Annotated in this window: 12 protein-coding genes; 8 read left to right on the plus strand and 4 right to left on the minus strand. The window is 64.1% G+C overall.

Translation table 11 applies throughout. The features are described from left to right. The first annotated feature begins 263 nt into the window (after window positions 1–263). Both IF803_RS38005 and argJ read left to right on the plus strand, forming a co-directional pair. Window positions 264–1190 carry a peptidylprolyl isomerase gene (locus IF803_RS38005; protein ID WP_028343245.1) on the plus strand — a complete coding sequence of 309 codons (927 nt, stop codon included), beginning with the start codon at window positions 264–266 and terminating at the stop codon, window positions 1188–1190. Window positions 1191–1570: 380 nt separating this feature from the next. Further along, window positions 1571–2830, plus strand: coding sequence for a bifunctional glutamate N-acetyltransferase/amino-acid acetyltransferase ArgJ (gene argJ, locus IF803_RS38010; RefSeq protein ID WP_461195718.1), 1260 nt, complete (start codon window positions 1571–1573; stop codon window positions 2828–2830). A gap of 275 nt (window positions 2831–3105) precedes the next feature. Here argJ and IF803_RS38015 read toward each other — a convergent pair whose 3' ends face one another. Continuing rightward, the gene (locus tag IF803_RS38015; protein WP_461195719.1) at window positions 3106–4434 is read right to left on the minus strand and encodes a TadE/TadG family type IV pilus assembly protein; all 1329 of its coding nucleotides are present in this window, start codon (window positions 4432–4434) and stop codon (window positions 3106–3108) included. Window positions 4435–4666: 232 nt separating this feature from the next. Between IF803_RS38015 and IF803_RS38020 the strand changes: the two genes are divergently transcribed. Then, the gene (locus IF803_RS38020) at window positions 4667–5077 is read left to right on the plus strand and encodes a (deoxy)nucleoside triphosphate pyrophosphohydrolase (RefSeq protein WP_461195720.1); all 411 of its coding nucleotides are present in this window, start codon (window positions 4667–4669) and stop codon (window positions 5075–5077) included. Between the two features lie 45 nt (window positions 5078–5122). Here IF803_RS38020 and IF803_RS38025 read toward each other — a convergent pair whose 3' ends face one another. After that, the gene (locus IF803_RS38025) at window positions 5123–6292 is read right to left on the minus strand and encodes an AIPR family protein (protein WP_461195721.1); all 1170 of its coding nucleotides are present in this window, start codon (window positions 6290–6292) and stop codon (window positions 5123–5125) included. Window positions 6293–6434: 142 nt separating this feature from the next. After that, the gene (locus IF803_RS38030; RefSeq protein WP_461195722.1) at window positions 6435–7280 is read right to left on the minus strand and encodes a methyltransferase domain-containing protein; all 846 of its coding nucleotides are present in this window, start codon (window positions 7278–7280) and stop codon (window positions 6435–6437) included. A 77-nt stretch (window positions 7281–7357) separates the two neighbouring features. Here IF803_RS38030 and IF803_RS38035 point away from each other — a divergent pair, with 77 nt between their 5' ends. From IF803_RS38035 to IF803_RS38055, 5 genes are all read left to right on the plus strand, one after another. Further along, window positions 7358–8167: a ComF family protein gene (locus IF803_RS38035; RefSeq protein WP_304497731.1), complete on the plus strand. Its 810-nt coding sequence runs from the start codon at window positions 7358–7360 to the stop codon at window positions 8165–8167. Between the two features lie 29 nt (window positions 8168–8196). After that, the gene (grxC, locus tag IF803_RS38040) at window positions 8197–8469 is read left to right on the plus strand and encodes a glutaredoxin 3 (protein WP_304497732.1); all 273 of its coding nucleotides are present in this window, start codon (window positions 8197–8199) and stop codon (window positions 8467–8469) included. After that, window positions 8469–9344 carry a carbon-nitrogen hydrolase family protein gene (locus tag IF803_RS38045; protein ID WP_168858580.1) on the plus strand — a complete coding sequence of 292 codons (876 nt, stop codon included), beginning with the start codon at window positions 8469–8471 and terminating at the stop codon, window positions 9342–9344. The genes grxC and IF803_RS38045 overlap by 1 nt, the downstream gene beginning before the upstream one ends. Next, window positions 9341–9811: a DUF1178 family protein gene (locus tag IF803_RS38050; RefSeq protein ID WP_304497733.1), complete on the plus strand. Its 471-nt coding sequence runs from the start codon at window positions 9341–9343 to the stop codon at window positions 9809–9811. Before IF803_RS38045 ends, IF803_RS38050 begins: the two co-directional genes overlap by 4 nt. Window positions 9812–9924: 113 nt before the next feature. Then, window positions 9925–10365: an EamA family transporter gene (locus tag IF803_RS38055; RefSeq protein ID WP_461195723.1), complete on the plus strand. Its 441-nt coding sequence runs from the start codon at window positions 9925–9927 to the stop codon at window positions 10363–10365. 57 nt (window positions 10366–10422) lie between these two features. Here the strand turns inward: IF803_RS38055 and IF803_RS38060 are convergent, their stop codons facing one another. Beyond that, a complete protein-coding gene (locus IF803_RS38060) occupies window positions 10423–11322 on the minus strand; it encodes an EamA family transporter (protein ID WP_461195724.1) in 900 nt (299 codons plus the stop codon). Window positions 11323–11526: the final 204 nt, after the last annotated feature.

Consider the following 11526-nt stretch of genomic DNA (forward strand, 5'->3'; position numbering starts at 1 on the left):
CGGTTCGAGCTCCGGCCCGGAGCTCCTCCGCCAATTGAGTGGGAAACAGGCCATCCTGGGTTCAACGGCGAAAAACGCAGCAAAATAAGCGCTCTCACCGCTGACGCGGTTGGCCAGAGATATGGCCCGGTCGGGGGGTTGTCAACGTTGGCAAGATGTCAAGGAATTCATCATTTTGACAAGACTTTCGCGTTGCCAATGTAACACGATTGGGCGAGTGTCCGCCCCGCTCGAGCTTCCCCCCTTTGAGACAAGGATTTTGCATGACCACCTCGCCTCCGGAAACCAAAACCGGCCTGCGCCTCGGCCTCGCCACCCTGGCCGCGACGGGCTGTCTTGTCGCAGTGCTGGCTGCCGGCCTCCCGGTCCGGGCCGCGGAATCCGACCCGGTGCTGGCGAAGGTCAACGGTTCGGAGATCCACGCCAGCGACGTGGCGCTCGCCGAGGAGGAACTCGGCCCGAGCCTGCAGCAGATGGACCCCTCGACCCGCAAGGACAACGTGCTGTCCTTCCTGATCGACATGAAGATCGTGTCCAAGGCCGCCGAGGACAAGAAGATCGAGAACAATGACGACTTCAAGAAGCGGCTCGCCTTCACCCGCAACCGCCTGTTGATGGACAGCCTGCTTGCCAACGAGGGCAAGGCCGCGACCACCGACGACGCCATGAAGAAGGTCTATGAGGAGGCCGCCAAGCAGATCACCGGCGAGCAGGAGGTGCGCGCCCGCCACATCCTGGTCGAGACCGAGGACGAGGCCAAGGCGATCAAGGCCGAGCTCGACAAGGGCGCCGACTTCGGCGAGCTCGCCAAGAAGAAGTCCAAGGACCCAGGCGCCTCCGACGGCGGCGACCTCGGCTTCTTCACCAAGGAGCAGATGGTGCCGGAATTCTCCGCGGTCGCCTTCTCGCTCGAGCCGGGCAAGATCTCCGATCCGGTCAAGTCGCAGTTCGGCTGGCACATCATCAAGGTCGAGGAAAAGCGCAACCGCAAGGCGCCCGACTTCGAGCAGGTGAAGGCCCAGATCGAGACCTATGTGACCCGCAAGGCGCAGGCCGACTACGTCGCCAAGCTGCGCGAGGCCGCCAAGGTCGAGCGCATGGACAAGCCGGCCGACGCCGCCGCGCCGGCAGATGCCGCCAAGGACGCGCCGAAGCCGGCCGACAACAAGATGGCGCCGCCGAAGAAGTAAGCTTCGCGAACGTAGTTGCTGTTGCGATGGCCGGGCTCGTCCCGGCCATTTTGCTTTTTTGCAGCCGCCCCGTAGCCCGGATGAAGCGCAGCGAAATCCGGGGTCTGTTGCCGCGGAGGGACTCGTCCCGGATTGCACTTCGCTCCATCCGGGCTACGGCTTCTTTGAAGATCGCGTCGTCCCGGCGCAGGCCGGGACCCATACGCCGCAGCGGAGCTTGTCTTGCTGTGGCAGCAGTTTCTTGAACAATTGATGACGGTGATTATGGGTCCCGGCCTTCGCCGGGACGACGCCGTTATGCGTTCGCATCGCAGCCCTCTCCCGCTTCTCGCGGCGAGATGTTATGGAGCGCTTCCCTCCCCGTAGCCGGAAGCTTCCCGATGTCCACCGCCGTCTCCCCCCTCGCCCCGCCCGACGTTCCCGAGATGCCCGTGATCGCGGGTGTGCGGCTTGCGACCGCTGCCGCCGGCATCCGCTACAAGGGGCGCACCGACGTGTTGCTCGCGCTGCTCGACAAGGGCACCACGGTTGCCGGCGTCTTTACCAAGTCGAAGTGCCCGTCGGCGCCGGTCGAATGGTGCCGCGCCAAGCTGAAGGGCGCAGGATCTTCTCAAAAAGGATCGGCGCGCGCGCTGGTGGTCAATTCCGGCAACGCCAACGCCTTCACCGGCAAGACCGGCAAGGCATCCACCGCGCTGACCGCGCAGATCGCGGCGAAGGCGGTCGGCTGCGCGACGTCGGACGTGTTCCTCGCCTCCACCGGAGTGATCGGCGAGCCGCTCGACGCCACCAAGTTCGACGGCGTGCTGGCGGAGCTCGCGGAGACCGCCACCCCCGATCTCTGGATGGACGCGGCCAGGGCGATCATGACCACCGACACTTTCCCCAAGGTCGCGACCGCGACCGTGAAGCTCGGCAAGGCCAAGGTGACGATCAACGGCATGGCCAAGGGCGCCGGCATGATCATGCCCGACATGGCGACCATGCTGTCCTTCATCTTCACCGACGCGCCGCTGTCGGCATCGGTGCTGCAATCCCTGCTCAAGGCCGGTGTCGAGGATACCTTCAATGCGCTGACCATCGACGGCGACACCTCGACCTCGGATACGCTGCTGGCCTTCGCGACCGGCGCGGCGGCAGCCAACGGCGCGCCGAAGATCTCGCGCGCCAGCGACCCGCGGCTGAAGGCCTTCACCAAGGCGTTCCAGCAGATCCTCGCTGATCTCTCCGAGCAGGTGGCGCGCGACGGCGAAGGCGCCCGCAAGCTGGTCGAGGTCGTGGTCGAGGGCGCCACCACAAAACCGTCGGCGCGCAGAATCGCGATGTCGATCGCCAATTCGCCGCTGGTGAAGACCGCGATCGCCGGCGAGGACGCCAATTGGGGGCGTGTGGTGATGGCGGTCGGCAAGGCCGGCGAGCCCGCCAACCGCGACAAGCTCTCGATCTCCTTCAACGGCATCCGCGTCGCCAAGAGCGGCGCGCGCGACCCTTCCTACGACGAGAAGGAGGTGTCGGAGGCGATGAAGGCGCCGAAGATCCAGATCAAGGTCGCGCTCGGCCTCGGCAAGGCCAAAGACCGCGTGCTGACCTGCGACCTCACCAAGGAATACGTCGCGATCAACGGCGATTACCGGTCGTAGCGGCCGACATAACGTCGCCACCTCCGTCATTGCGAGGAGCGAAGCGACGAAGCAATCCATCGTTCCGAGCGTACTGACAGATGGATTGCTTCGCTTCGCTCGCAATGACGGCGTGAGTCCCGTCATCCTGAGGAGCGCGTAGCGCGTCTCGAAGGATGCACGGCCACGAGAGCGCCGCATAGAGAAACCCTGGCCGTCGACCTTCGAGACGGCCGCTTTGCGGCCTCCTCCAGCGACAACGGCAAAGCCGTTGCGCGGGGGTGACGGTGAGAGAGCTAACTGCTGATCCGCGCGTCGGCGACGGCCTTCTTGAACAGCGCATTCATCGCGTCGGCGATGCCTTGCGTCGGGCTGACCTCGAAATAGAAGCCCGGCGACGCGCAGGCCTGCATGTTCTGCGCGATCTGGCTGTTCGGCGACGGACCGAACGGGCCCTGATTGAACGGATCGATCCAGATCATGTACCAGTTGTTGGTCGGCAGCTGCAGGTAAGTCGTGTAGAGCACCGCGATCTTGATGCCGCGGTTCTTGATGGCCGTGCACAGCGCCGGGTTGATCGGCGACTGGCAGCGATTGCCGCCGCTGATCGGCTTCAGGCAGCTTGAATTCGGCTCGTCGGCCACGCCGTCGGAAACGAAGAACAGATATTTCATCGGCGCCGCGGACGTGCCCGGGCCCGGCGCGCTGATCGCGTTGCTGATGGCCGGAAGCACCGTCGAGAACTGGCTGTCCTTGTCGGCGGTGTAGGAATCGTTGTTGCCGTAGACGCCCATCAGGTCGATGTTGCCGGCCGCGGTCTTGGCGCTCGACAGGCTGGTCGACAGCGAGAACAGCGCGCGCAGGCCGATCGTCTTCGACGAGGCGCCGAAATCGTAGATCGCCATCCGGTACTGGCTGGCATAGGTCGCGGTGTTCGCGGCCGTGTCCATCAACTGCTGGGTCGCGCTGCGCAGCACGTCGATCCGCGTCGTGACGCCGAGCGTCTTGGCGAGATTGTAATAGTTGTTGGCGTCGTTGTAGTCGTGACAGGCGAAGGCGCACTGGTCGGACGTGTTGTTGACCATCTTGGTCACATCGGCCGGCGTCGCCGCGACCCCCATCGACGGCGAGTTGTCGAGCAGGAGATAGAAGTCGATATAAAGCGGCATGTTCGCGGTCGAGGTCGACGCGCCGGTCACCGTCATCTTGCTTTGCCCGATCACGCCGAGAAACATGGTCGGGACATCGGCGGTGAACTTGACCGTCGAGGTGATGACGCCGCCGGTCTTGGTCATGGTCGGCGTCACGCTGGTCAGCGTGAAGCCGTTCTGGTTGAAGATGTTGCCGTTGAAGATCTTGGTCGCATCGGCTTCGCCTACCGATATCTCGCCGTCCGAGGTCATGGCGCCGGCGGCGATGAAGCCGGGCGACGCCTTGGCGATCGATCCGACGCTCGCGGCGTCAGCGGCCGATATCAGCTTGCTGCGGATCTGGTTGGCACGGGAATAGTCGACCGCGCATCCGACCGCGACGACGAGCGGCAGCAGAGCGAGGCCAAAGGTCATCGCGATGTTGCCGGAGCGATCGCGGCGGAAACGGCTGATGGTCCGGATCAAGGTGCTCATGGGTTATGTCGGCAAAGAATATGATCGGCAGGTAAATGAGAACCCTCACCCTGCCGGATGCGAATTAAGGCCGGCTTATCGCAATCGCGGAAAGCCGCGCGGGCATAAATCGTTTGGCTGACAGCGCGTTGCTGGTTAATGAAAGCTTGAAGACTCATTCTTTGAGCATGATCTTTTCGGAAAACCGCTTCGCACTTTTCCGGATCATGCTTGGTAGGGACATCCGTGCCGCATGGCTGACATCAAGCTGATCCTCGTCGTCGCCTGCGCGCTTGTCGATGCCGACAAGCGCGTGCTGCTGGCGCAGCGCCCCGAGGGCAAGGCGCTGGCCGGCCTGTGGGAATTCCCCGGCGGCAAGATCGAGCCCGGCGAGCGGCCGGAGCAGACCCTGATCCGCGAGCTGCATGAGGAGATCGGCATCACCGTGAGCGAGCCCTGCCTCGCGCCACTGACTTTCGCCAGCCATGCCTACGAGACCTTCCATCTGCTGATGCCGCTCTACATCTGCCGGCGCTGGGAGGGCATCGCGGTGGCGCGCGAGGGCCAGAACCTCGCCTGGGTCCGCGCAAGCAAGCTGCGCGACTACCCGATGCCGCCCGCGGACATCCCGCTGCTGCCGCATCTGATGGATTTGTTGTTGTGACTGAAAGCGCCGGGAGCGTCGAAGCTCCCGGCGTGGACCTGCCAATTATTCAGCTTCAAGGTAGGCAACGCGCGCAGCTTGATAGCAGGCCTGCCATACCAACGGCGACTTGCCCGTTTTCGACGGATTGCGCGCGTCCAGCGCGAAATTCCCAATTGTATCTGCTAGCGTCTCACCTAAGCCATCTTCGAGCATTTGGCGAGGATCAAGTCCCTTTCCCCAAATATAGCGTCCGCCCTTCTCCTCAATCAGGGCGCGGAACCCGCCGAGAATCGGATAAGTAAAGCCCGCTGGAACGCCATACTTGGAATCCTTATTGATGAACTCAAGATGGGCTTTGTGCTTACCCTTGTACGTGGTGACACCGGTCAGATGCCCGAATTTTCCACCACGAACCTTGTTGTAAAGATCAGGCAACTGAAGCTGGATCAAATCATAAAGCTCCAGAATATCCGACGCTAGCGGATAGATCTTTTGATATGATTTGGTGTTATCTTTGAAATGCTGCAGACATGCGGCCTTGGATCGATACGCATTGATCGGATGAACTTTGTCGTCGAAGTGTTCCCGCTCAAATGCAGTGAGGATCGCAATGATGTCGCGCACATCAATCGGCTTCTGTTCGCCGCTTGGAAGGACCTCATATTCCTTGTAGGCGATCAGGTCAGCATAAGGCGCTTTTGCAAGAGCCTTCTTGAGCTTGTCGAACTCCCCGCTGAGGTTCATCAAGCTCTGGTCGCGAACTTGATTGGAAGTATTGCGGGCGTCCACGAGCTGAGGGATGTCCTCCGGCTTAAACCCTTCGAGGATCTCGACACGCACATACTGCGGTGTCTCTAGCGCCTCACGCTCCTCCAGCAGGATGTTGTAGGTGTGACCACCATCGAGAAGCCCGTGAAGAACGGGATCTCGCAGGCTGACTGTCAGCTTTCCGGTCTTGTTGTCGAACTGCACCGATTCCACCGACAAGACGATTCCGCGATTCATGAACGCGAACAGGTCGGGATTGTCGCTAACACTCGCCCTGATCTTGTTTGGCACCGCGCCTGTCATCTTAGGATCGCGGACGTTTATCTTTCGCCACTCCGAAAGATCAGGGAGGTCACGAACATCCACCATCGCGAAATAGTCGCGATAGCCTTGCTTATGAATATGTTGGGGGGCTTCGAGATTCCGGAATGAAACAACCGGAAAAGTCAGCTTACAGAGCTGCATTTTAGTTCTCCATTGCAAGGGACAAAGCCCTATGCGTTGCCGTCCTGAGGGAGACCCTACAGGCCGCGCCTGCCGATATGGCGAAGCCTCCACAACCTGCAGCTGAATCGAACTGCTGTCAAGAGGCTTCGCGTCAACGATCTTACGACTTGCTTGCCTGCTTCACCGCCGCCTCAAGGCTTGCCTTCGCCGAGCCGGGCTTGAGCGGCTTCGGCTGGCTTTCATGCGGCGCCCAGCCGGAGAGCCAGACGATGTCGAAGGTGGCGCGGATGCGGCCGTCGGCATCGGCGAAGCGCTCGCCGTAGATCTGCGCCATCCGCAGCATGGTGGCGCGGCGGGTTAAGGTGTGACGGCGCTCGCGCAGCACATTGGTCGCGCCCATCCGCCGCAAATCGGCCATCAGCGCGAACGCACTGGCATAGCGCACCACCACGCGATCGACGTCGGTGACCGGAAGCGCGAAGCCGGCCCGCTGCAACAGCGCGCCGATGTCGCGCAAATCGGCGAACGGTGCGACGCGCGGCGACGCCCCGCCCTCGCACTCGGCCTCCGCCGCGGCAAAGCTCTGCCGCAGTTCGGTCAGCGTATCGCCACCGAGCATCGAAGCGAGCAGCAGCCCATCCGGCTTCAGCGCCCGCCGGAGCTGCGCCAGCACGCCCGGCAGATCGTTGACGAACTGGAAGGCGAGCGCGGAGACGACAAGATCGAGCGACTCCGGCGGCAGACCGAGCACTTCCGCCTCGCTGAAACCGATCGCATCGACCGCGGCGACACGTCCGCGCAGGACGTCCGCGAGCCCGTTGCCCGGCGTCCAGACGTCGGCCGCCGCCGAAAAGCTGCGCGACACCGCCAGCAAGCGGTCCGCCATGTCCTCGGTGGCGCGATCGAGCAGGAATGTCGCCGCCCCCTCGCGCCGCGCACGCTTGAGCCGCGCGCCGAGCAAGGCGCGATCGAACAGGATGGGGGCTGAGGACGGGGGCGTTGCCATGCCGCTGGTTACGCCGGACCGCCGCCGCAGGCAATGCGCCTTGAGCCGGCGCTGCTCAAACGCTAGCCTCGCCCGCCATGGACGCCGAAGCATCACCGACACGCTCCATTACCGGTCACGTCCAGCGCGCGCTTGGCGCGATCGGGGGTGCGTGGCTGCGCACGGCGCGGCTGGCGCTCGACATCGCGCTGCCGACGCTATGCGTTTCGTGCCGTGAGCCGGTCGATGGCGAGGGGGTGTGCGCGATCTGCTGGGCCAGATTGTCGTTCATCGCGCCGCCGTTCTGCCCGCGGCTCGGCATTCCCTTCGTCTATGATCCCGGGCCCGAACTGCTGTCGATGGAGGCGATCGCCAATCCGCCGGCCTACAGCAGAGCCCGCGCCGCGGTGCGCTATGACGATGTCGCGCGCACGCTGGTGCACGCATTGAAATACCAGGATCGCACCGATCTGGCGCCGACAATGGGTCGCTGGATGGCGCGGGCGGGGAAGGAATTGCTCCGCGAAACCGATCTGCTGGTTCCGGTTCCCCTGCACTGGCGGCGCGGCTGGAGCCGGCGCTACAACCAGTCCGGGGCGCTCGCCAAGGTGATCGCGCGCCAGAGCGGCGTCAAAATGGCTGCCGAAGCGCTGCGGCGCATCCGCGCCACCGAGCAGCAGATCGGGCTGTCACGCAAGGACCGCGCCAGCAATGTCCAGGGTGCATTCGGGGTCGCTGATGAACGCAAGGCTGACGTCCAGGGCCGCCGCGTGATCCTGATCGACGACGTCCTGACCTCGGGCGCGACGGTGGATGCCTGCGCGCGGGCGCTGCTCCGCGCCAAAGCCGCGCAGGTCGACGTGCTGGTGTTTGCCCGGGTTGTCGATACCCACCGCGCTCCCATATAATCTGACATTCTGGTTCAACCGAGCGCACCATGACCGCTGCCATTGAAATCTACACCCGCCCGGGCTGCGGTTATTGCACCGCGGCCAAATCGCTTTTGACGCGCAAGAACGCCGCGTTCACCGAATTGAACGTCGCCAGCAACCCGGCCTATCGCGACGAGATGTACGGTCGCGCCGGTACCGGCTCGACCTTCCCGCAGATCTTCATCGGCAAGACCCATGTCGGCGGCTGCGACGAACTCTACGCGCTCGACCGCGAGGGCAAGCTCGACGGCCTGCTCAGCAACGGAGGCGGCGCCTGATGACGGAGAACATTTTCACCGCCGCCATGGTGCAGATGCGCACCGGATTGCTGCCGGAGCCGAGCCTCGAGCAGGGCACGCGGCTGATCCGCGAGGCCGCCGCGCAGGGCGCCAAATATGTGCTGACCCCCGAAGTCAGCAACATGATGCAGCTCAACCGCAAGGCGCTGTTCGAGCATTTGGCGAGCGAAGAGGACGACACGTCGCTGAAGGCGTATCGCGCGCTGGCCGCCGAGCTGAAGATCCACCTGCATATCGGCTCGCTGGCGCTGCGCTACTCGCCGGAGAAGGCGGTCAACCGCTCGTTCCTGATCGGGCCCGAGGGCAATCTGCTCGCGAGCTACGACAAGATCCATATGTTCGATATCGATTTGCCGGGCGGCGAGAGCTACCGCGAATCGGCCAATTATCAGCCGGGCGAGACTGCCGTGATCTCCGATCTGCCCTGGGGCCGGATCGGACTGACGATCTGCTACGACGTGCGCTTCCCGGCGCTGTACCGCGCGCTGGCCGAGGCCGGCGCATCGTTCCTCACCGTGCCGTCCGCCTTCACCCGCAAGACCGGCGAAGCGCATTGGCACACGCTGCTGCGCGCCCGCGCCATCGAGACCGGCTGCTTCGTGTTCGCGGCAGCGCAGGCCGGCCTGCATGAGAACAAGCGCGAGACCTTCGGCCATTCGCTGATCATCGACCCCTGGGGCGAGATCCTCGCCGAGGGCGGCGTCGAGCCGGGCGTATTCCTGGCCGAGATCGATCCGGCCAAGGTCGAGACCGCGCGCAAGACCATTCCCTCGCTGCAGCATGGCAGGCGTTTCGGCATCGCCGACCCCAAGGCCGGCCCGGAGCATCTGCACCTCGTCCGGGGTTCGGCATGATCCGCTACACGCTGCGCTGCGAGCGCGGCCACCAGTTCGAGAGCTGGTTCCAGAGCTCCGCGGCCTACGAATCGCAGGAGCGGCGTCACCTGATCGATTGCCCGTCCTGCGGCTCAAGCAAGATCGAGCGCGCCATCATGGCGCCGCAGGTCGTTAGCAAGAAGGGCCGCGAACCGGCTCAGCCGGCGCCGGCCGCGGCCGTCGAAGCGACTGGCAATGAATCGACATCGCTGGTGATGGCGCAGGAGCGCGAGCTGCGCAGCAAGCTGAAGGAGCTGCGCGACCACATCGTGAAGAACGCCGACAATGTCGGCGACCGCTTCCCGAACGAAGCGCGCAAGATGCATTACGGCGATATCGAGCACCGGCCGATCTATGGCGAAGCCTCGCCCGAGGAGGCCCGCGCGCTGATCGACGAAGGCGTCGAAGTCTCGCCGCTGCCGACGCTGCCGGAAGACCGGAATTGACGCGCAGCGTCATTCCGGGGCACGCGAAGCGTGAACCCGGAATCTCGCGCCGCAACCTCGAGATTCCGGGTTCGGTGCTGCGCACCGCCCCGGAATGACAATCTGGGAAGAGCATGACCCCCGAGACATTTTCTTCCTGGCAGGTCTGGGCATTTCTCTCGGCCGTGTTCGCCGCGCTGACCGCGATCTTCGCCAAGGTCGGCGTCGAGGGCATCAACTCCGATCTCGCCACCCTGATCCGCACCGTGATCGTCTTGATCACGCTGTCGGCCATCCTGTTCGCGACCGGGCAGTTCACCCAGTCCGGCCCGATCTCGGCCAAGAGCTGGCTGTTCCTGCTGCTGTCCGGGCTCGGCACCGGCGCGTCGTGGATCTGCTATTTCCGCGCGCTCAAGCTTGGACCGGCCACACTCGTCGCGCCGATCGACAAGCTCAGCGTGGTGCTGGTGGCGCTGTTCGGCGCCACCTTCCTCGGCGAACGCCCCTCGGCCTATGGCTGGATCGGGATCGCGCTGATCTCCGCGGGCGCGGTGCTGGTTGCCGTCAAAGGCTGATCGCGTTTTCGAGCGAAGGGCACCGGTTCGCGTGAAGAAAACGCGTCAAGCAAGAGTCTACGCAGCGATCAACAAGGCGACGCCGATCACGATCAGGACGATGCCGAACACCTCGCGCAGCGAGAACGGCTGCTTGAGCGAGAAATACGCCACGCCCTGCGCGAACAGCACTTCGATCAGCGCCAGCGTGCGCACATTGGCGGCGGCGGTGAGCGCGAACGCCAGGAACCAGAATTGCGATGAGAACGCGCCCATGAAGCCCGCGAACATCGAGGGCCGCCACAGCTTGAGGATCGACCTCAGCACGTCGGGCGCGCGCAGCAACAGATAGACCGAGAGGATCAGCGTCTGCACGAGGAGGCTCCACATCAGCGTGTAGGAGGCCGCCGTGACGAACGAGACCGAGGGCACCGCGATGATCGCGCCGCGAAAGCTCACCGCCGAGATCGCGAACACCGCGGCGGCGCCGAGGCCGAGCACGGTCGGGCGCAGGTCGGCAAAACTCTTTTGACCGCCGGGCCGCAGCGCGGTGATGACGACGCCGATGGTCGCGACCACGATCGCGATCACCTTGGTCGTGGTGAGATGGTCGCCGAGGAAGATGAAGCCGAAGATCGCGGTCTGGATCGCCTCGGTCTTCATGTAGGCCGTGGTGACCACGAAGGAGCGGTCGTTCATCGCCAGCAGCATGAAGCCGGTGCCGACGATCTGGCTGAGCGCGCCGGTCATCAGCCACGGCCAGAACGCCGCCGCCGGCCACGGCACGCGATCGCCGGTCAGCAGCACCGCCAGCGCGAAGAACACCACCGAGAACGGCAGGCCGAACAGGAAACGGATATTGGTCGCGCCCCAGGTCCCGAGCGGCCCGGTCAGATGCCGCTGCATCGCATTGCGCGCCACCTGCCCGAACGCGGCGACGATGGTGAAGGGAATCCAGAGCGAGGCGATCGTGAACATGGGGGATAAGGAAGGCATGCCGGCGGGAGGACACGCACAGCGTGCCGATTGCCGCTGACGCGGTCAACCGAGTGGGCGCATGACAGGCCTGCGCGGCGTCCGCAAATTCGCCGTCGTCCCTGCGAAAGTGTTTGATCCCTGCTGATTGGTTGGATGGAATCGGTGTAGAACGAGGCGTGGCCTTTGTTGGGGAGCGCCTCGTGT

Source organism: Bradyrhizobium sp. UFLA06-06 (assembly GCF_054820065.1).

What these genes read in the sequence shown, in the direction of transcription:
- IF803_RS38005 (WP_028343245.1), top strand. Translation starts at nt 264, where the DNA reads ATGACCACCTCGCCTCCGGAAACCAAAACCGGCCTGCGCCTCGGCCTC.
- argJ (WP_461195718.1), top strand. Translation starts at nt 1,571, where the DNA reads ATGTCCACCGCCGTCTCCCCCCTCGCCCCGCCCGACGTTCCCGAGATG.
- IF803_RS38015 (WP_461195719.1), bottom strand. Translation starts at nt 4,434, where the DNA reads ATGAGCACCTTGATCCGGACCATCAGCCGTTTCCGCCGCGATCGCTCC.
- IF803_RS38020 (WP_461195720.1), top strand. Translation starts at nt 4,667, where the DNA reads ATGGCTGACATCAAGCTGATCCTCGTCGTCGCCTGCGCGCTTGTCGAT.
- IF803_RS38025 (WP_461195721.1), bottom strand. Translation starts at nt 6,292, where the DNA reads ATGCAGCTCTGTAAGCTGACTTTTCCGGTTGTTTCATTCCGGAATCTC.
- IF803_RS38030 (WP_461195722.1), bottom strand. Translation starts at nt 7,280, where the DNA reads ATGGCAACGCCCCCGTCCTCAGCCCCCATCCTGTTCGATCGCGCCTTG.
- IF803_RS38035 (WP_304497731.1), top strand. Translation starts at nt 7,358, where the DNA reads ATGGACGCCGAAGCATCACCGACACGCTCCATTACCGGTCACGTCCAG.
- grxC (WP_304497732.1), top strand. Translation starts at nt 8,197, where the DNA reads ATGACCGCTGCCATTGAAATCTACACCCGCCCGGGCTGCGGTTATTGC.
- IF803_RS38045 (WP_168858580.1), top strand. Translation starts at nt 8,469, where the DNA reads ATGACGGAGAACATTTTCACCGCCGCCATGGTGCAGATGCGCACCGGA.
- IF803_RS38050 (WP_304497733.1), top strand. Translation starts at nt 9,341, where the DNA reads ATGATCCGCTACACGCTGCGCTGCGAGCGCGGCCACCAGTTCGAGAGC.
- IF803_RS38055 (WP_461195723.1), top strand. Translation starts at nt 9,925, where the DNA reads ATGACCCCCGAGACATTTTCTTCCTGGCAGGTCTGGGCATTTCTCTCG.
- IF803_RS38060 (WP_461195724.1), bottom strand. Translation starts at nt 11,322, where the DNA reads ATGTTCACGATCGCCTCGCTCTGGATTCCCTTCACCATCGTCGCCGCG.